We start from the raw sequence: 21,002 nt of genomic DNA on the forward strand, positions 1-21,002 counted from the left end.
GTGGAGGATATTGAATGGCAATGAAAACAATGGAACATATGACTCGGGAACATGTACCGGAAAGCCATAAATGGGATTTGACGGACTTATTTGAAACAAGAGATGACTGGGAAACAGAGTTACAGGCGGTAGAAGGGAACCTGACGACTGTTACATCCTATAAAGGAAAGGTCGGGGAAAGTGGCAGAGTTTTACTTGAATGCCTGGAAGCAAAGGAAGCGTTATTGCAACGGCTTATGTTAGTCGCTACATATGCAAGTCTAGAACAATCCGTCGATAACACGAATACGATGAGTCAACAAGACGCATCGAGAGCTGACGAAGTAACATCACTCGTTAATGCTGCTCTATCATTTGTAGAAAAGGAGATTCTTTCACTTTCAGAAGAAACGATCGACCAATTCGTTGAAGATGAAGAAGGCCTTCAAACGTTCCAAAAATATTTGACCGATTTATTCGAGAGAAAGCCCCATACATTGGGAGGAGAAACAGAAAGGGTCCTCGCATCCTTCGGTTCGCTTTTCACTGCTCCATACACCATTTATAACCGGGGAAAATTATCAGATATGCAGTTTGAGCCATTTACAGATGAAGATGGAAATGAACGTCCGCTCTCTTTCACATCCTATGTAGGCAAGTATAGTTCCTCTTCATCCAGAGTCGTTCGTAGAAATGCGTATGATTCCTTCATCCGTACGTTGAAACAATATGAAAATACTTTTGCAGCAACGTATGCGGCACAGGTTAATCATGAAGTGACTACTGCCCGTTTACGAAACTATGACTCAGTAACGGACATGCTGCTTCAACCGCAGCAAGTGACAAAAGAGATGTATCACAACCAGTTGGATGTCATACAAAAAGAATTGGCTCCACATATGCGGAAATACGCCAACCTGAAAAAACGGGTGTTACGGTTGGATAAAGTGGAATTTGCTGATTTGAAAGCTCCTCTCGATCCGGATTTCAGGATGGAGACGAGTTACGAAGAAGCGTCTGAAACCGTACGGGATGCACTTAAGGTCATGGGTCCGGAATACAGCAACATGATCGATAAAGCCTTATCGGAAGGATGGGTAGACCATGCTGATAACATCGGGAAGTCGACCGGAGCCTTTTGTTCGAGTCCTTATGGCATTCATCCTTATATATTGATGACTTGGCCGGATACGATGAGAGGTGCTTTCACGCTCGCACATGAACTCGGTCATGCGGGGCACTTTTACTTTGCCGGAAAAAATCAGACAATGACGAATACACGTCCGTCCCGGTATTTTATCGAAGCGCCATCGACGATGAATGAGATGCTTCTCGGGAATCATCTTTTATCGAATACAAAGGATGAACGAACGAGACGTTGGGTGATCCTGCAGTTGCTTGGCACCTATTATCATAATTTCGTCACCCATTTACTAGAAGGGGAACTACAACGGAGAGTATACAACCTTGTTGAAGAAGGGGAACCGCTTACTGCGAGTGTATTGTCAGAACAAAAAGGCGATGTCCTTAAACAGTTCTGGGGGGATTCCGTAGAAATAGATGAAGGAGCAAGGCTCACCTGGATGCACCAGCCCCACTACTATATGGGACTCTACCCGTACACGTATTCAGCAGGTCTGACCGTGTCCACAATCGTTTCCCAAATGATTTTGGATGAAGGAAAACCGGTCATCGATCGTTGGATGGAGGTATTGAAAGCCGGCGGTACGATGAAACCGCTCGAACTCGTGAAAATGGCAGACGTCGACATGTCCAAACCGGATCCGATCCGCCAGGCTGTGGCTTATGTCGGAACGTTAGTCGATGAGCTAGAGGGAAGCTACCAACAATAAGTGCTGTTTCACTTTAACAAGTGTGGATAATAGGGGTATTAATAAAAGATCAGAGGGTGTAAGCAGTACCCTCTGATTTTTTTAGTGTTTCCTGAAATACGATCCATGCCCTTTCTCCATCGAAACGAATTTTTACCGGAAAAGCTTGATTGAGAACTACCATATCGGAAACTACCAATATATTGAAGGCCAAATGGACTGATTTATTTCGTGCCCCTAAATAGTTCTCCGGATGGAACTTTCGGAAAGACGCTAGGCATTAACTATCAAACTAGCAGCAAAATATTGACAACTTCTTTTTCGGACCTTAAAATCCTCGTATCTTAACATCAAATTGTTGAAGGAGGGCATGGTTTTATCTGGTTCCAAGGTCATATCACCGTTTTTTGTTGTTATGGATCCAAATGATACACAAGAAATCTTATCAATGAAAGGATGAGTGTATTGACGAAAAAGAAAGGCTACATATTCGGAGCAGCTTTCCTCGTAGTGATCGTGGTAGTATCCATTTTGACGTTTCAACGTTCTCAGCCGACGACAACCACTGAAGAAGCAGAAGGACCAAAAATCGGAGAAGAAAAAATCGTACCCGAATTTGCTGAAAAAGGACCAGGGAAACGAGATGACTGGTTCATGACCCAGAAGGGATATGAGCAAGGAGACATCCCGCGTAATGCCTTTCAAAAAGCATTCGACCAGACTAAACAAATCCGAGCGAATACAGCAAAAGAAGCACCTGGTGCACTGGATCAAACGTGGACATTCAATGCACCGAGCAATGTCGGCGGACGAGTCGTTGATGTCGTTGTCGATCCGAACAACGAAGACACCATCTACATTGCGGCTGCATCTGGAGGAGTATGGAAAAGTACGGATGCTGGTGCCACATTCAAATCGGCCTGGGATGATGACCTTGTCCAATCACTCGGAGCTCTTGCCATTACATCCGACGGAACGCTTTATGCCGGTACGGGTGAGGCGAATCCAGGTGGAGGAAGTGTCGTTTATGGTGGCACTGGTGTCTATAAGTCGACGGATGGCGGTGAAAGCTGGGAGTACAGCGGTTTAAAAGACAGCAATGCGATCGGGCGCATCGTCGTCGACCCTTCAAATCCGAATAAAATATTAGTAGCCGCAACAGGTCCGTTATTCCATGACGGAGGTGAGCGCGGTCTTTATGTAACCGAAGATGGCGGCGAAACATGGGAGTTGGTGCTCGAAGGTGCTAATGCCACGACAGGAGCGATCGATATCGCGCTCGACTCTCAAAATCCAGACCGTATCTACGTCGCGATGTGGGACCGCATCCGTTACCCGAATGAGCGGAAATACGGCGGAGAAGGCTCTGGTATCTATCGTTCTGAAGATGGCGGTGCTTCCTGGACCCAATTGACGGAGGGACTTCCTGCAGGGGAACAGGTTGGTAGAATCGGCCTTGCCGTATCCTCGACAGATGCGGATAAGGTGTATGCCACTGTAATCAAGACAGATGGTCATTTTGAAGGATTCTATGTGTCGGAAAATGCAGGCGGTTCATGGGAAAAGCAACCGCATCATGATCAGCTGGCAGATTCCCAGTCCTCATTCGGATGGTGGTTCGGACGCAACTACGTTGATCCGAACGATGGAAATCACCTGTTCGTTTCAGGGGTAAGGCTGATGGAATCCACCGATGGCGGTCAGACGTGGACACGCTCGGGTCGAGGCATCCATGCCGACCAGCATGCAATGGCCTGGGACCCGAATAAGCCAGATCGAGTCTATCTCGGCAATGATGGTGGTCTTTATCGATCCGAGGATGATGGTTCCTTGGAATCAGATTGGGTAAAAGCAGAACATCAACCATTCACTCAATTCTACACATTGGATGTCAGCCGACAGGATCGATCCCGCCTTTCCGGTGGGACACAGGACAATGGTTCGATCCGCTCGTGGGGTGATGGTAATGAAGGCTGGAACAACTACTATTATGGAGACGGCCTCGTCAATCTGATCAACTATGAAAACCAGGACATCGTCTACGCGTGTTATCAGTACGGCAATTGTGCCCGTTCTGAAGATGGCGGGAAAACGATGACTTATTTTACACATAAAACCGAATCTGAACGCAGGAACTGGCTGACCCCAGTCGTATTCGATCCGAACGATCCATCGATCATGTACTATGGCGGAAACATCGTCAACCGCTCAACGGACGGCGGAAAGACATGGGATGCGATCAGTCCGAGTCTTTCAGATGCGAAAAGCAATGACCAATATCCATTTGGTACGATCACGACGATCGCCGTTTCGAAATCGAATCCGAACGTTCTATTTGCAGGGACAGATGACGGAAGAGTATGGACAACGAAAGACCTCGGTGAAAACTGGCAGGAGATTGAAGATCCAAAGCTTCCAGACCGCTGGGTGACACGCCTTGCTGTCGATCCGAAAGATGAAGACATCGTCTATGCCACGTTCTCAGGATTCCGGTCCGGTGATAACGGTGCTCACGTGTTAAAAAGTGATGACGGCGGTGAAAGCTGGGTAGATATCAGTGGAAACCTTCCCAATGTTCCACTGAACGATCTTGTCATCAATCCGAAAAAACGTCATGTGCTGTATGCCGCAAGTGACGTAGGTGTGTTCGTCTCACCGAACGGCGGGAAGAAATGGTATACTCTCGGAGAAGGAATCCCTGTCGTACCAGTGACAGACCTCAAATATCATCAACCATCCGATGTACTATACGCCGCCACATTCGGCAGAGGTGTTTATGAAGTTGAGTTGAAAGGCTGGTAAAAAGAAGGAGTAGTTTTAATAGATACACATAGAAAAAGACGGGATTCCCCGTCTTTTTCGTCTTACCAGCCGATAGCGTCCTTACCGCCGACGATCGGCAATGTCACGTTGCTTTTTGTGGGTTTAATTGTAATCTTAGTACCTGCTTCTGGTCGTAACGTGTAATGATAGTCACTTGCGATGATGACTACACCGAGGCGATGCCCTTTTTCAAATATATAATCATCTGGCTGCAGATTCCAGCTGAAGGTGTATTCACGACCAGGAACGAGCGCCTTCGATCGTTCGGACGACTTCAGGTTTTGCGGATCCATCCATCCCCGTGTAACGATTTCCGGTCTCTCTCCGCCATAATCGACAAGGAGTGCTGTCAAATTAGCGACCGATTGATCGAGACTCGCACGAATGCTCACTTCAGGGGTTCCGCTGATTCTTGTGTCATCCTTCAATTCTGGTGATAAATACGCGAGACGGTTTTCGTTGTCTAATTCCGGATTTGCAACTAGGGTGTTCGCCCTAATCGATGAATCATCCACGAACATTTGGGTTGCGTCCGGACGGTTAGGTACAGGATGAGTCCGTAACGTTCCATCTGTTCCTTGACGAGTTTCTTCTATATAAATAGTTGTGTTTTCAGTATTATTGTTCGGCCAGTTCGCTTCCTGCTCCCAGGACCCGTCTTCCCGCTCAATGTCAATCATCGGCTCGTCCATGATTCCGTTGTCGATTCCGTACAACCAATGAGCGAACCAACGATTTTCTGTCTGCTTCCAGTTGTTTTCGGAGGTTCCTCCATGACCGCCCTGATGCAGCCACATTTTACGAGGGACATCATATTTTTCGAGAGCATCCCACCATTGGGCAAATTGTTCCGTCTTCACGTTCCAGTCGTTAAGACCATGTACGACCAAAACACTTGCTTCAATGTTCTCCGCATCATTTACATAGTTGCGATGATCCCAAAATTCATTGTAGTCACCTGTTGCACGATCCTGTTTTTGTTCAAGTACTTCGATTATTGCCTGGCAAACTTCCGGGTTGTCTCTCGTCGTAACGGCCTTCGCAAGGACGTCTGTATCTTCACCTTGGTAGCCGCCCGGTGCTACGACCGCACCGTTTGCTCGGTAATAGTCATACCAGCTGCTGATTGCAGATATCGGTACGATTGTTTTCAAACCTTCAACCCCGGTGGTCGCAACTGCATTCGGTAGGGTACCATTATAAGAAACCCCAATCATGCCAACGTTACCTGTTGTCCAATCGGCAGTGACCATCGCACCATCCTCCGTGAAAGCATTAGCCCGATCGTTCAACCAGTCGATAACCGCTTTTGCAGCAAGCTTTTCCTGTTCATCTCCAGTCGTTGCACAGCCTTCCGAATCACCTGAACCGATGCTCTCTCCCAAAATGACGGCATAACCACGAGGAACATAGTAGTTTCCTAGATAGCCAAGGTTTAGTACAGCATTCGTTGTAAGGGCAAATGGCTTGCCACCATACCCTGGATGATCGACAGGGGTAAGCGGACGATCAACATCATAGAATTCTAGTGGAAAATTCAATCCCGCCCGATAGGGACTCATTTCGTAGATTACCGGAACCTTTACACCGGGTTCGGAATTCGGTCGCATCACCTTGATTGACACTCGGTCAAACTCCCCATCCTGATCACTATCGACTGTCGTTTCAACATACAGATGTTCAACGATTGCCTCTTCACGTGAATAGATTGGCTGGGTCATCCCATCTTTAATTTTGAGATGTGTCAAACCACTCTCCGTTTCTGCGTTAGCAATAGAAACGGACATTGGGTTGAGTCCAGCTACTACAGAAAGCAGCAGGACGACACAAACTGCTACGCTTAGCAATCTCTTGTGCATGAAATCTCCTCCTTGTTTATATATGTAAAAACCGCTACAAATCAATTTTCTGTACCTTAATTGAAAAAACCTCCAAAAAAGAGATAAATAGGGAGATTGTAGGAGGAAGATAATCCAAATCAATCATCGAGTGAATGAGGGTGAAGGGTGTTTGAAAAATCGGGCACCCTATTTGATATGTTATAAATATATTTTGTGATATTTAATCGAGGTATTAACTCTTTTTAAGAAGTAATATTCTAAATACATATTTTGTCACTAAGTGTCACTATTAAGAAGTAAGTGAGTTTGTAATAATTTGTAATGACAAACAGATTACGATTTTAATTGTTTTGTAATATATCAAATTGCTGGAGTGTAGAACGATGAGTGATAACTTTCTCTTTTTTGTATGGAAAAATTTAATCTGAAACTTGTAGAAATTGGTCAAGGGGTTCATGAGACTGTTTTCACAGATCCTCATGGTGTATTGACGAAGTGAAGACTATATGCTGAACTGCTTGCAAAAGATGTCATGAAACGTGATAAGCTCGAAGAAGTTATGATATTAAACAATTTGAGCGTGTTAATAAATTATACAAAGTAGGAATTTTAACCGATGATGTGAAAATGTACTTTGATTGGCTACGTAAAAAAGGAAACGTCGGCCTCTCACAATGGAGATTCCGAGTTTACGATTGAGGATGCCATTCAGGCCAACAAATATATCTATGGATACGTATGGATGAAAACGTTAAATGTAAGAAATGTTGGTGGCTTATTAGCAGATGATATGGGACTAGGAAAAACAATTCAGGTTATCGCCTTTTTATCCTATTTGAAATCAATAAATTCCTTAAGGCCAACCTTAATTGTGGTACCCAAAACCTTAATCGAAAACTGGGCAAAAGAACTTGAAAAGTTCACCCCATCGTTAACTAAAGAGCTGTATGTTCATTCAGGAACCCATCGAGTTAAAGACGTTAATATTTTAAAACAACAAGCCATTACGATAACAACGTATCAAACAATGGTAAGAGATCAACTTACCTTGGGGCAAATTGATTAGATTGCTGTTATATGTGATGAGGCACAAGCTATTAAAAATCCAACAACAGCAGCATCAAAGGTTATTAAAGCTTTAAAGTCTAAGTTTCGCCTGGCCATGACAGGTACACCTGTAGAAAATGGATTAAGTGAACTATGGTCAATTATGGACTATGTTCAACCAGAAATGTTAGGCAGTTTAAAAGAGTTTAAAGAAGAATTTATAAAACCTTTAACAGAGGGAACAGTGGAACCAACGTCAATTGAAGAGAAATTAATTTCTCGTTTCCAGCTTTGTTATAAAAGAAGAACCAAAGCAATTGAACTAGTTCGACAGCTTCCTAAAAAAGAAGGAGAGAAATTTAAAGTCCCATTAGGAAAGAAACAAAAACGGCTATATGAAGACATATTGAATTAACAAACCAGAAGGTAAAAAAACCATTGCAAGCCATAATGAATTAAAACAGTTATGTTCTCATCCTGGGCTTGTATTTGAAAAATATAAAGCATTGGACCCAAAGGAAGTACCTAAACTTTCTAAAACATTAGAAATACTTAATGGTGTAAAAGAAAAACAAGAAAAAGCTTTGATTTTTACAGAGTATAAAACTATGCAATGGATATTAAAAGAAGAAATTATGAATGAATTTGGCATAAATGCAGCAATTATTAATGGTGAAACCCCAAGGCGTTAAGCGGAAGTAAACCTATTCAATCAAAAAAGTGGATTTGATGTACTTATATTATCACCTAAAGCTGCAGGAACCGGATTAACTATAACATCGGCTAATCAAGTTATTCACTATACACGATGGTGGAACCCAGCTGTTGAAAATCAGGCAACTGATCGTGTTTATCGAATTGGACAACAAAAGGATGTTTACATCTATTATCCAGTCGTCCAAAACTCTCTAGAGGAAGTCGTTGATAAACTACTTACAGAGAAGGAAGAACTAGCCCAAAACGTGATCGTACTAAGTGCAAACCTTGAAATTGAAAAAGAAATTTTAAGTCAATTTACACTACTATAAATAGGACACCCATGTTCTGAATAGAAAATCGCACACCCTTATCTATATAATTAAATTGATTATTGAAAAGAATAAAGGGTTTGTCGGAAGGTGTTCTCGAAAAGTAAGCGAAGTAGAACAAAGAGCTAGGAAACTCTCATTTTCGATATCTTTTTAAAAGCCGAAGGTTCATAGAATAGGAGTTTTGTAAGATGCCAACATATAACAAGCTTGTTAGGGATCGAATTCCAGAAATAATTCGAAACACTGGAGTCGATTTTAATACTCGGATAATGAAGGAAAAAGAGTACCATGTTGAATTACGTAAAAAATTAAAAGAAGAACTTAATGAATACTTGGAAGCAAATAATGACAATTCTTCAATAGAGGAGCTTGCTGATATTGTTGAGATCATTAATGCTTTAACTAGTGTACATAATTCATCGGTAGAAGAACTAGAGTCTGTTCGAAAAGAAAAGGCAGAAAAGCGTGGAGGGTTTCAAGAACGAATCTTCTTGATTGATGTTGAAGATGAATAAAGTAGAGTTAATTACAGAGCAGCTAATTTCATACATACAACAGGAGGTGCAGAGTGCAGAAACTATCTATATTCTGACCTCTTTTGTTATGAAGTCCGGTGTAGATATCTTGAAACCACATTTGGTTGAAGCTGTTAATCGTGGTGCAGACGTTAAGGTGTGTGCAGGAGATTATTTATATATCACACAAACTGATGCCTTGGAATTACTCTTAAAGATTGATGGGATTGAAACTCGTCTATGGAGAAGCAAAGGGAAATCATTTCATCCGAAAGCATATTTATTTGGCAGGGAGAAGGATTTAGATGGATCATTTATTGTTGGTTCATCCAATATGTCTGCATCAGCATTCACAACAGGCATAGAGTGGAACTTGTATATGAGTAAATCCGTAGAACCAATGACTTACGAGAAAGCGGTCGACCTATATTTAAAAACTTTCCAACATGATAATACGATTCCATTAAACTACGAAACATTGAAGAGGTATAATGCAGAATATGAGCAATTCCACGTACGACACGCCGCTCTAAATAAAAAATGGGCTAAGCAGGAAGAAGTGGATTTAACCCTTACGAATGAGCTTCCGGATAATCAAGTGAAAGAACCTCCTGTTGAATATGTAACAACTGAGGAGCCAATAGGCACAATCACTCCAAGACCTGTTCAGGCGGAAGCACTTGAATCTTTAGAAATTACTTTTGAAGAAAACTACGATAAATCGATGGTTGTTATGGCCACGGGTCTCGGTAAAACGTATCTAGCTGGATTTTTTGCAAGGAATTTTAATCGAGTCCTATTTGTTGCACATAGAGAAGAGATTCTCTATCAGGCCAAAAGATCGTTCTTACATATTATGCCGGATAAGACGGCGGGAATTTATAATGCGAAAAGTAAGGATACCGATTGTGATTTTGTCTTTGCATCTGTTTTTACGATTGGAACAGATCATAACTTAAAGAAATTCGGTCCGGAACATTTTGACCTAATTGTAGTTGATGAGTTTCATCATGCTGCATCTAACTCCTATCAAAGAGTTATAGACTATTTTGATCCTAAGTTTTTACTTGGGATTACTGCTACTCCTGATCGGATGGACAATAAAGACGTATACGGGATATGTGACGGAAATGTCGCTTATCAACTACATTTTATTGAAGCTATTGAAAAGGATTGGTTGACTCCATTTAAATACTACGGAGTTTATGACGATACCGATTATTCTGCGATTACCTGGCTCGGAAATAAATATGATCAGGAAGAGCTGTTGATTGCCCAATTTAGAGATGATCTAGCTCAAAGAATGCTAGAGGCATGGTGTAAGCACCGCCAAACTCGAACATTAGGATTTTGTTCATCCATTAGACAGGCGAACTTTTTATCAAACTATTTTAAGAAGCAGGGATATCGAACAATCAGTTTACATTCGAAAACCATTGAAATGTCCAGGGAGGAAGCAATCCATAAATTAACTAATAAACAACTGGATATCATATTTACGGTTGATTTGTTTAATGAAGGGGTCGATATTCCTTCCATAGATACACTTTTGTTTGCTCGTCCTACAGAATCTCTTACAGTCTTTACACAACAAGTTGGGAGAGGCTTACGTCTACATGAAGGGAAAAAGTACTGTCATATCATCGATCTAATCGGAAACTACCGAAATGCCGATATTAAAATGAGTCTATTTGATACGCAACCCGAAAAGAAGAAAGGGAAAGTATCTTCTGTTCCCCAAGTTCCTGCCAATTGTGACATTGACTTAGATTTACAAGTAATTAATCTATTAGATGAGCTTCAAGAGAAACGCCAGCCTAGAAAAGAGAAGTTGCTTGGGGCTTATTTGGATCTAAAAGAAGAACTAGGTCGCCGTCCAACATACCTCGAGCTCCACCTGTACGGGAATGCAAACAGCAGAGAGTATAAGCAAGAGTTTAAGTCCTATACAGGCTTTTTAAAATGGGCGAATGAATTATATGAACAAGAAGCGACTGTTTACACACGATATGAAAATTGGTTAAAAGAAGTCGAAAGCACTGGAATGGCCAAAAGCTATAAAATGATTGTTCTTCTGTATATGCTCAATCAAGGAATCGATCAATGGACCAATCCTGTAACGCCAAATGAGGTGGCGCCATTCTTTCATCAGTATTTAACGGAGAAAGACTTCCGGAAGAAAATCGACTTCTCAGATAAAAACTCCCAAAGAATGTGGGAATACGACCAGAATAAAGTAAGTAAACTAATCTCTGACATGCCGATGAGTAAATGGGCTGGAAGTTCAAAGGGCCTTGTTTCTTTTATTGAAGGTACATTTAAACTTGAGTTTGACGTCCTACAAGAAGACAATCAAGTTCTTTATGAATGGACCAAACAAATCTGCGAATATCGGTTACATGAGCATTTTGAACGGAAAACATATAACCAGTCGGTAAACCGTTAGGTTCGCTATGTTGCCAAGATGAGTCAATAGAATTATTTACAAAGGGGTAATCGTGTGAACACTATTAAACTAGGATGGATTGACTATTCCAGTGATCATAAGAGCAAAGTGATGGCAGTTCTTGATCTGCTTTCTGATAAAGGTGCAATCGATGAACTGGGAATCGGTTTGGTACGGGATGGATTTGCGGATGTTTTGTTTCCAGGCACTTCGACCCTTCAAACGAGGGCAAAATATTTCTTCATTATCCCTTATTTAATGATGGGATTAGAACGAGAAAAACATTCGTCACCAGGAGAATTTCTTGAAAAGCTTGGTGCAATGGAAGTTGATCTTATTGAAACCTTGGTTAAGAAGAGTGCGGAAGGTGTAATTGGCGCCAGGGCAGGCAAAAAGCTTAAGCGAAAGCCTTCCAGCGTTTATTGGAGTGGTCTTAAGACATTTGAAATATTTAATCACGACCTTACATTGAACAACTATGCGAAAGCGGTTTTCAGGATACAGCGTAATAAGGAGTCAATACGTTCGTTAGGAAATGAAGATAGTGATGATCTCGACACTGCTGCTTCTGAATATACGAGTACGTATTGGCAATGTCTTATTCCTGAGTCTGATTGGAAAGAAAAGCTTACTATGGATCTTACTTTCAATGAGGCTGTTTTCTTAAAAGAGAGAATGGTTAAATCACGAAAGTCCGAGGATAGTCTATTGGCTTTTTTGCTTCAGCAAAATCCTTGGGAATTGGAAAAAATAGATGATTTTGATGCGATTGGTGAAGTTTTCTCACTTCCTGAAGGAGGATTGAGAGAAGATTATGCAATGGCGAAGAAATTCAGTAAGTTTATTGCGGGTGCTAATATCCGGTACAATGTGATTCTTTCCAATAAGGAAAATGAAATAGCTGTTCAAAAATGGAATCAGTGGAGGGAAAGTTCGTTTGTTAAAAATGAATTCCCGTATTTCCGGTACCAAGATGTTCTTTACCGCTTAAAGATTAATAACCCTTTATTGAAGAGGTTTCTTAGTGAATGGCAAAAGACGGCTCTTTCAGATGATGAAACTGTGATTGATGAACTGCTGGTACAACGAGAAATCGAGCTGAAATCAAAAGATAGAGCTAAGCTGTATAATACAAAATTCTATGCCTATGAAGAGGGAATTTGGTTAGGATCAGAGAAACTCCAATATCGCTTTCCAAATTGCCAAAATTTAATGGTAGATATTTTTGCAGGTTTGGAGGGAGGACATGCTTAAACCAGACAAGGATCGGCTGAATTATAGTGACTTGCTCAAACCACCTGCCGGATATCAATTAGCGTTCGCTGTTGGTACTACATACTCTCTCGATTTAGAGGCGCTGATAGGTGTGCCATTGGCGCTTAGTCTTTCGGAAGAAATGGACCAGACATTCATGGACGACCCGATTTATATGTTGGAAGGATTACGCCGAAGCGCAGACAACATTGCTATCTTTTGTGAGGCAGGTCAGATCAAGGTACCGCAAAACGGCAACTCGTTATTTGCCTTGATGGAAGATAGTGTGTTTGAAGTGGCTCTGGAAAATGAACGGTCTTTTCATCCGAAAACCTGGCTGATCAAATACGAGGACAGTCAGGGGAATGCCATTTATCGATTGCTCGTTTTGACACGGAACCTAACCTTCGACCGGAGTTGGGATATTGCATTGGCATTAGAAGGGAAAATGCAGCAGGAGCCTGCTGGTAAGAACCGTCCACTGGTCGACTTTTTACGTTTCCTTCTCACCCAGGCAACCAGTGAAAAGAAACAGAAGCGTATCGAGGAAATGATGGCTGAGCTTGAGCATGTACATTTTGAATCGGGAGACAAACATGTCGCGGAATTTGACTTCTACCCTTTAGGGATAAAGGGATATGAAGTAGAGGATACAGGGCTATTTGAAAGTTATCATCAGTTGATCCTTATGTCCCCATTTTTGAGCCAAAGTACCATTGCAGAGTTGAATGGCTACTCTTTGACAGCTCCCACCAAAGTGTTGATTACCAGAAGGGCGGAACTTCATAAGCTTACGGAGGAAATCATCAACGATTTTGATGTGTATGTGTTGAAGGACATCATTGTTGAAGGGGAAGGAGCTTTTAGTGAGGAGGATGAAGAGAACGAAGCAGCTCAGCTTCAAGACATACATGCGAAAATGTACGCTCGCTCAAAGTATAACGAGCATCAGATCCTTATTGGTTCTGCAAACAGTTCCCATTACGCATTCAACGGGAATGTGGAATTTTTATTAAGGATGCAATATAAAAAATATGGATTCAGGATTACTGATTTATTGGTGGATTTATTTGGAGAAGAGGAAGAGGACAATCCTTTTGAAAAGGTCGAATCTATCCCTGAAGAAGAAGAGACAGAAACTGAAATCACAGACAAACTTCAAAAAGCGATCAAACAACTGTGCCAAGTCAAATCACGCGCGTTTGTCCAGAAAGAAAATGATTCCTATTCCGTTCATCTCTCATTCGAATCCATTCCTGATGACATTGAATTTTCGATTGGACCTTTGTTAAGCAAGAAAATACAGGATCTGCAGCATGAAATGATCATCAATGACTTAAGTATACTGGAACTAGGAGAATTTTATGTTGTTAAGGCAGAACAAGATGGCGAAACAGTGGAACGTATCATCAAGATTGAGACGGAAGGATTACCGGAAGAGCGCAATCAAGAGATCTATCGTTCGATCATAAACAATCCTTATGCCTTTTTGCAATATATAGCATTTTTGCTAGCGGATGACTTCCTGTTGTCTGCCTTTGAGCAGATGGAGCAAAAAAAATTCGGGTCAGGAGCTTGGGATTTGTATTCGATCAGTAATCCTGTTTTGTATGAAAATATGCTGAAAGCAGCAGCCAGGTCTTCAGAAAAATTGCAGGATATTCATAAGATCATTGAAATAATTGATGACGACACAATCATACCTGAAGAATTTTACCGTTTGTATGACACGTTCAATCAGGCGACAAAGTTGGTGGAAAAATGATTGATTTGAAGAAAAAAGAAGAAGAGATTCTCGATGGCCTTAAAGACTTTCAGAGATCGACGGTAGACAGGGTGCATGACCTATTAACAAATGATTTCACCCGCGTGTTGGTAGCGGATGAAGTAGGGCTTGGCAAAACGATGATTGCCAGGGGAGTCATGGCTAAAATAGCAAGGTATCATCAGGAAGTTCTGAATGATCCCCTTTTCAAGGTCGTATATGTATGTTCCAATCAGAGTATTGCGAGGCAAAACCTGCAAAAACTGCAAATCGATAAGCGAGTGAAGTTGGAGGATTCTTCAGATACCCGGTTATCCATGCAGCACTTGAAAATCTTTGAGAACAATTTTGATCAAGAGTTGAAGGAAAGGTTTATCCAGCTGATTCCATTGACCCCCTCAACTTCTTTCAATATGACATCAGGTTGTGGAAGTGCGTCAGAAAGAGCTTTAATTTATTCGATTTTAAAAGAATACAGCCCTCTTGATGATTATTTGGATCAGTTGGAAATCCTGTTGATAGATACTGCAACAAAGAGTTGGGAATGGACGAAACTTGGTTACGAAAAACGAGTGGAAGCCTGTAATGAAAAAAGCGATGGTCAATATCTAACAACGATGTTGAATAGAATAGAGCATTTTTTTGACAAGGACAGCTCCCTTAATGATGCCATCCATGAAGTTTGTGAAAAAATCAAGCGAGAAAATATTATAGGAAAACGAGTTGAGGGCACAAATCAAGTGATCTTCAAACTACGCAGGATGATGGCTGAAATAAGTGTCGATTTAATGGATCCTGACCTTGTCATTATGGATGAGTTCCAACGTTTTCCTGAACTTGTCAATGCCGATGGGGAAAGTGAAACGGCACTGCTTGCTAAAAAGTTTTTTAATAGTAAGAGGTATAATGATGAGGAGAAAGTTAAGATTCTATTGCTTTCTGCCACACCTTATAAGCTATATTCCACACTTGAGGAGATTTCTGAAAAGGGCGAGGATGAGCATTACAAGGAGTTCATGCAAGTTACCGGATTCCTGTTTGAACATCATCCCGAACAGCAACACCACTTCAAAAAGGTGTGGGGGGATTTTTCCGCTTCATTAAATTTATTTATGATTAGGGACATCGCGGTCATTCAAGCGAAGAAGCAAGAAGCCGAAGATAGCTTATATAAGGGGATTGCCCGAACCGAGCGGATGACTGTCGAAGGGTCAAGCGAACTGGTTGATGCATCTATAGAACCTGTTGAAATCACTAAGGAAGATGTCTTGTCCTATGTCCATATGGACCGCATGCTCCAGGAAATCGGGATCATGGATAAAGTTCCTGTCGATTATGTGAAATCGACTCCTTACTTGATGTCATTTATGGAACATTATAAATTGAAACAAAAAATAACCCGACATGTTAAGAAATATCCTGAAAACATCTCGTTGGTTGATAAACCACATCTATGGATAAAAAGAAGCGCAATCAACCATTACCGTAAACTGCCCGACACCAATGCCCGGCTTGCCAAATTAAAAGAAATCGCACTGCCAAAGCATGCAGAACGGCTGCTTTGGATTCCGCCCTCCTTGCCATATTACGAATCCGGAGGGTGCTACGCTAGACAGGAACGGTTCTCTAAGTTACTTATATTTTCAGCATGGGAGATGGTTCCAAGGGCTGTGTCTACGTTGCTATCCTATGAATCAGAACGCTTGACAGTAGGGGAGTTGATCAAAAAAACGCCGAAAAAGAAGAAGCGGAAAAATCGTACGTATTTTGCTGAAAGGCGGTTTCCTCAGTCCCGCTTATCTTTTGCAATGAGAAATAATGTGCCTGCGAACATGAATCATATGACACTTTTATATCCTTCCGTCACGTTAGCGAAACTTTTCGATCCGGTTGATGTATTGAACAGGAAGCTTCCACTGGAAGAGTTGAAACATGAATTAGGAGAGAACATTCAACGTCTGCTTGAGAAGGTGCCAATTAAACCTCAAGGACATGAAGCTCGGGAGGATGAGAAATGGTATTATATTGCACCTTTGTTATTTGATCTAAATGAAGAGACTGTTCAAGAATGGTTTAACAGTGAGCAACTTTTGCCTGTAATGGATAAAAACGAAGGTGAACATACTTCTGATGATAAAGCGGCCTTAACAAAGCATCTGGAAGCATTACGCAACGTTTTTCAAAAAGGGGAATTTGTTGAGCTCGGTAAGCAACCAAAGAATTTGAAAGACGTGCTTGTGAATATGGTTTTAGGGTCGCCAGCAATTTGTGCTTTGCGTATGTTTCATGATTGGCAAGGCAAGTCCATGCCTTATGCCGTTCATCTGGCGAAAATCCTGATCGATCGATTTAACACGCAAGAAGCCATTTCGATCGTTGAATTAGATTACGGGAAACAGAAGAACGGGGAACGGGATGCCCACTGGCAAAATATCCTGAAGTATTGTGTGGACGGCAATATTCAGGCGATGCTCGATGAGTATGCACACATGCTGATCGAAGAGGCGGGGCTTAGAAATGTTGAGAATGATTGGCGTAACGAGCAGTTGATTCAATTAATGACGAGCGCACTGAGCACCCATTCTGCAACTTATAACGTAGATACTTACGAAAGCTTCAAGAATCGTGTGAAAGAAAAAAGCGGCAAGGACCAAGTGATGAAAATGCGAACTAGTTACGCGGTAGGTTTTGCAGATAAACGAAATGAAGACACGACACTAAATAGAAAGAAAAACGTTCGACTCGCATTTAACTCACCATTTCGACCATTCGTTCTTGCCACCACATCTGTAGGACAAGAAGGCCTTGATTTTCATTACTATTGCAGGAAGATCGTTCACTGGAATCTCCCGTCAAATCCAGTCGACCTCGAGCAGCGAGAAGGAAGGATCAATCGTTATAAATGCTTTGCGATCCGCCAAAACATAGCCAACAAATACGGCAACATATCATTTCAAAACGATATATGGCAGGAAATGTTCACTACCGCAAATGAGAACGAAAGAGATGAACATACCCCTGAGCTAGTGCCTTTCTGGTCACTGCCCGAAAATCAGAACATTAAGATTGAAAGGATTGTCCCAATCTACCCTCTAAGTAAGGACGGCGTGAAATATGAGCGGCTCATGAAAATCATGCAGCTTTACCGCTTAAGTCTAGGGCAAGCCCGCCAAGAGGAATTAATGGAATATTTGTTTGAGCACCAAGTGGAACAGGAGCAGCTGCAGGATTTATTTATGAATTTAAGTCCTTACTATAAAGAAAAGAATAGATTAAATTCTTCTGATATTAAAACTCATTGATAAATCAGGGGAATGTTATTCTTAGCAAGTAAAATTAATAAGTAAGGCGGTGTAAAATGACTATTCCAGATTATCAATCGTTTATGTATCCATTCCTAAAGTTGTTACAAGATGGGAACGAACATACTTTGCAAGAATCCTATGTATACTTAGCAAACTATTTTCAACTTACTGATGATGATAAAGAAGAAATATTACCTAGTGGGAAACAACTTGTCTATCACAATAGAATTGGTTGGGCTAGAACGTATTTAAAGAAAGCTGGCTTGCTTCGAACAGTTAGGAGAGCTACTTTTCTCATAACAGATCGAGGTAGAGCGGTTCTTCAAGACCTATCAGTAACTGAAATCAACAGGGAATATTTATTGAAATTTAAGGAATTTCAAGACTTTCAAAATAAGAAAAGTGTAAGCGGACTTTCAAATGATAATTATAACGAAGAAAAAGCTTTAACTCCTCAAGAACAATTAGATAAAAGCTATAAAGAACTTCAAAAAGAAATTAGTGAAGAGATTTTAGAAAAAGTGAAAGGCTGTACACCTGAGTTTTTTGAACGCTTGGTTGTTGAATTATTAGTTGCAATGGGATATGGAGGTTCCATTCAAGATGCAGGTCGAGCCATAGGTCGAAGTGGCGATGAAGGTATAGATGGCATTATTAAGGAAGATGTACTTGGTCTTGATATGATTTATGTTCAAGCTAAACGATGGCAAGGGGTTGTAGGTCGCCCTGAAATTCAAAAATTCGCTGGAAGTTTAGAGGGGCAACGTGCAAAAAAGGGTGTTTTTATCACCACTTCCGATTTTACAGAGGGTGCCAAAGATTATGTAAATCGTATAGAGAAAAAGATCATTCTTATTAACGGTACTGATTTAGCCGAGTACATGTTTAAATATAATATCGGTGTTACCAAGGTGATCCAGTACATATTAAAAAAAGTAGATTTAGATTACTTCGAAGAATAGAATTAGTTTTTGTAGCAGAACGGTTGCTTTTGAAAACTTTTATAAAGTTAATTAGCGCACACTTTTCTACCAAGAGGCTCATTTCGATCAAACCCGAAATCGAGCTTTTTTATGCATTTTCTAAGCCGTATATCGGCATTTTGGATAATTACTGCAACCTTTGAACACTCCAAACTTCCCTTTGCGTTCTCTTAACTGACCTCCGCATTTTGGGCAAAGGTTCAAGAATTCCTTTTGTTTCTTTTCTAGCTGGCTTTGCTTAACTGATTTAACGTGCTGTTTATGAGAGTCTCTTCCTTTAATCATTGTCTTCTCTAGTAGAGTTGTTAGATTATTGAGTTCTTCTTTACTAATCTTCGGCTCCTGAAAGCGATTAATTTCTTTCAAAATTTCAGTATTATACACTACACTTATGTCACTAGAAAAGATTTCTATCTCTTTCAGAGTTGCAGAAGTACTAAAGGTAATGATTGAATAATACGGACCATTATAATTTTCATCAAATATTGTTTTGACCGATTGAATATGGCCATAATTTTGATAAATAGGATTCAAAAAGTTTTGTTTATGTCTGAAGATCACCTGAGTCCAGTGTTTCTTGTGTTCATGACCGAATATCCAACCTTTATAATTCTTGGTTTCGATTACAAATATGCCATATATCGAAATAATAATGTGGTCTATTTGAGTAGTCTTATTATTTTCGATAGGTAAAAGAACATTGTGAAATACTTTATATTCAGTAGAATTCAATTTTCTTAGGAATAGTCGAATCCATATTTCTCCTAAGTAACCTTTAATAGTAGGGACTTTGCTTTGAAAGAACTTGATAATACACACACTGATTATGGCAACTATCAATAACTGCATAAAAAATATTTTCATTAACCCGTTCCTTTCTTACAATTTCCTATTATATCGGAATGGAAGTTATTTAACTAAATAGGTAATCTATCCCTTTTTAAAATGAATACCCTTTACTCAATCAGGGCACTTTTTGGAGGAATTTAACAACTTATGTAGAATTATATACTTTGACCGATTTATATAGACATATGGAGGTATGAACTTGAATAATACATCGAAAGTAAAATATTTATCGTCTACTAATCTTGCAAAAGAGATGAATATAAGTACTAAAGAAATTTTTGAAAGATTACTAAGAAGTAATTGGATTGATAGAGTTAGTGAACAATGGGTGCTTACTGAAAAGGGTAGAGAAAAAGGTGGACTATTAAAATCAAGAGGGGGTCGCCAATGGATTGGGTGGCCGTCATCTGTTATCGATGAGTTAGAACTTAAAGAAAACAACATTAATGAAAAGTTTTTATCAACTACTAAATTGGCTGAGGAGTTTGATGTATCGAGATTTAGAATTAATCCAATACTTTCAGAATTAGGTTGGATTGAAAAAGATAGAAAAGGTTGGATCACAACAAAATTAGGTGAGAGCTTTGGAGGTAAACAACTTGAACATAATAAAACGGGTGTACCTTATGTCAAGTGGCCGGAGACTATCCTAGAAAATAAACGTCTTGTGGAAACTATTGAGGAAATCAAAGAAGGTAGCTCTGAAGACAAAATACAATCCAATGAAGAAGCGGGTTTTAGAGAAAAGTTTATTGCAAAACATAGAGCTGCTGATGGTCATTTTGTAAGATCTAAAGCGGAAATGCTTATTGATAATTGGCTATATATGTCAGAAATAGCTCATGCTTATGAAAGAAGATTACCAATTGAAGAAGAAGTATACTCTGATTTTTATTTGCCTGTAGGTAAAGTTTATATTGAATATTGGGGATATGAAAATGATCCAAAATACATACAACGTAAAAAAACTAAGTTAGAAATATACCAAAAATACGAATTTAACTTAATAGAGCTTAATGATAAGGATATTCAAAATCTAGATGATGTACTGCCGAAGAAATTATTGAAGTTCGGAATACAAAGTTATTAATTGATAATATGAAGTGATGTTGAAAAAGGCACTTTTGATGCTATAACATCAATACCCATCACTACAGAGTCAGGGTGTAAAGAAGCTTCGACAACGTGAGGGCAGAGGAGACTTAGATCCCTCTGCCCTTTTAACATAGGTTGAGATATGAAATACACCCCCTTTTTAAGTTGATAATCTCTTCAACATAAAACTTCTAATATCCAGAATATTACGATAGATGTTAAAATAGATAATGTAAG

At 40.4% G+C, this 21,002-nt stretch carries 13 protein-coding genes and 1 pseudogene; 12 read left to right on the forward strand and 2 right to left on the reverse strand.

All coding sequences use genetic code 11. The features are described 5' to 3' along the window. Window positions 1-14 precede the first annotated feature (14 nt). Window positions 15-1,832 carry an oligoendopeptidase F gene (pepF, locus tag MOJ78_RS06080; protein WP_304980309.1) on the forward strand — a complete coding sequence of 606 codons (1,818 nt, stop codon included), beginning with the start codon at window positions 15-17 and terminating at the stop codon, window positions 1,830-1,832. 444 nt (window positions 1,833-2,276) lie between these two features. Continuing rightward, window positions 2,277-4,613, forward strand: coding sequence for a WD40/YVTN/BNR-like repeat-containing protein (locus MOJ78_RS06085; protein WP_304980310.1), 2,337 nt, complete (start codon window positions 2,277-2,279; stop codon window positions 4,611-4,613). Window positions 4,614-4,675: 62 nt separating this feature from the next. Here the strand turns inward: MOJ78_RS06085 and MOJ78_RS06090 are convergent, their stop codons facing one another. Beyond that, entirely contained in the window at window positions 4,676-6,493 is a 1,818-nt protein-coding gene (locus MOJ78_RS06090) for a Xaa-Pro dipeptidyl-peptidase (protein WP_304980311.1), read from the reverse strand. A 724-nt stretch (window positions 6,494-7,217) separates the two neighbouring features. Here MOJ78_RS06090 and MOJ78_RS06095 point away from each other — a divergent pair. From MOJ78_RS06095 to MOJ78_RS06130, 9 genes and pseudogenes are all read left to right on the forward strand, one after another. Further along, window positions 7,218-7,937 (forward strand): annotated as a pseudogene (locus MOJ78_RS06095) (DEAD/DEAH box helicase). A gap of 91 nt (window positions 7,938-8,028) precedes the next feature. Then, entirely contained in the window at window positions 8,029-8,214 is a 186-nt protein-coding gene (locus MOJ78_RS06100; protein ID WP_304980312.1) for a hypothetical protein, read from the forward strand. Between the two features lie 45 nt (window positions 8,215-8,259). Further along, on the forward strand, window positions 8,260-8,550 hold the full coding sequence (locus MOJ78_RS20880; protein ID WP_370529807.1) for a helicase-related protein: 291 nt from the start codon (window positions 8,260-8,262) through the stop codon (window positions 8,548-8,550). Window positions 8,551-8,741: 191 nt separating this feature from the next. Then, window positions 8,742-9,068 (forward strand): nucleoside triphosphate pyrophosphohydrolase, encoded by a 327-nt coding sequence (locus MOJ78_RS06105; protein WP_304980313.1) that lies wholly within the window; start codon window positions 8,742-8,744, stop codon window positions 9,066-9,068. Continuing rightward, entirely contained in the window at window positions 9,061-11,514 is a 2,454-nt protein-coding gene (locus tag MOJ78_RS06110) for a DEAD/DEAH box helicase family protein (RefSeq protein ID WP_304980314.1), read from the forward strand. The genes MOJ78_RS06105 and MOJ78_RS06110 overlap by 8 nt, the downstream gene beginning before the upstream one ends. A gap of 54 nt (window positions 11,515-11,568) precedes the next feature. Continuing rightward, complete coding sequence (locus tag MOJ78_RS06115; protein WP_304980315.1) at window positions 11,569-12,768, forward strand: DUF6361 family protein; 1,200 nt, start codon at window positions 11,569-11,571, stop codon at window positions 12,766-12,768. Next, the gene (locus MOJ78_RS06120; RefSeq protein WP_304980316.1) at window positions 12,761-14,533 is read left to right on the forward strand and encodes a phospholipase D family protein; all 1,773 of its coding nucleotides are present in this window, start codon (window positions 12,761-12,763) and stop codon (window positions 14,531-14,533) included. Before MOJ78_RS06115 ends, MOJ78_RS06120 begins: the two co-directional genes overlap by 8 nt. Next, window positions 14,530-17,835: a DEAD/DEAH box helicase family protein gene (locus tag MOJ78_RS06125; protein ID WP_304980317.1), complete on the forward strand. Its 3,306-nt coding sequence runs from the start codon at window positions 14,530-14,532 to the stop codon at window positions 17,833-17,835. The genes MOJ78_RS06120 and MOJ78_RS06125 overlap by 4 nt, the downstream gene beginning before the upstream one ends. A gap of 56 nt (window positions 17,836-17,891) precedes the next feature. Then, window positions 17,892-18,800 (forward strand): restriction endonuclease, encoded by a 909-nt coding sequence (locus MOJ78_RS06130; RefSeq protein WP_304980318.1) that lies wholly within the window; start codon window positions 17,892-17,894, stop codon window positions 18,798-18,800. A gap of 120 nt (window positions 18,801-18,920) precedes the next feature. On the opposite strand, the gene MOJ78_RS06135 is transcribed toward MOJ78_RS06130, so the two are convergent. Further along, window positions 18,921-19,685, reverse strand: a complete 765-nt coding sequence (locus MOJ78_RS06135) for an NERD domain-containing protein (RefSeq protein ID WP_304980319.1) — start codon at window positions 19,683-19,685, stop codon at window positions 18,921-18,923. A 184-nt stretch (window positions 19,686-19,869) separates the two neighbouring features. Between MOJ78_RS06135 and MOJ78_RS06140 the strand changes: the two genes are divergently transcribed. Beyond that, window positions 19,870-20,760: a glycerol kinase gene (locus tag MOJ78_RS06140; RefSeq protein WP_304980320.1), complete on the forward strand. Its 891-nt coding sequence runs from the start codon at window positions 19,870-19,872 to the stop codon at window positions 20,758-20,760. Window positions 20,761-21,002 lie beyond the last annotated feature (242 nt).

This window comes from Alkalihalobacillus sp. AL-G (assembly GCF_030643805.1).
Taxonomy (GTDB): domain Bacteria; phylum Bacillota; class Bacilli; order Bacillales; family Fictibacillaceae; genus Pseudalkalibacillus.

What these genes read in the sequence shown, in the direction of transcription:
- pepF (WP_304980309.1), top strand. Translation starts at nt 15, where the DNA reads ATGGCAATGAAAACAATGGAACATATGACTCGGGAACATGTACCGGAA.
- MOJ78_RS06090 (WP_304980311.1), bottom strand. Translation starts at nt 6,493, where the DNA reads ATGCACAAGAGATTGCTAAGCGTAGCAGTTTGTGTCGTCCTGCTGCTT.
- MOJ78_RS06105 (WP_304980313.1), top strand. Translation starts at nt 8,742, where the DNA reads ATGCCAACATATAACAAGCTTGTTAGGGATCGAATTCCAGAAATAATT.
- MOJ78_RS06110 (WP_304980314.1), top strand. Translation starts at nt 9,061, where the DNA reads ATGAATAAAGTAGAGTTAATTACAGAGCAGCTAATTTCATACATACAA.
- MOJ78_RS06120 (WP_304980316.1), top strand. Translation starts at nt 12,761, where the DNA reads ATGCTTAAACCAGACAAGGATCGGCTGAATTATAGTGACTTGCTCAAA.
- MOJ78_RS06125 (WP_304980317.1), top strand. Translation starts at nt 14,530, where the DNA reads ATGATTGATTTGAAGAAAAAAGAAGAAGAGATTCTCGATGGCCTTAAA.
- MOJ78_RS06130 (WP_304980318.1), top strand. Translation starts at nt 17,892, where the DNA reads ATGACTATTCCAGATTATCAATCGTTTATGTATCCATTCCTAAAGTTG.
- MOJ78_RS06135 (WP_304980319.1), bottom strand. Translation starts at nt 19,685, where the DNA reads ATGAAAATATTTTTTATGCAGTTATTGATAGTTGCCATAATCAGTGTG.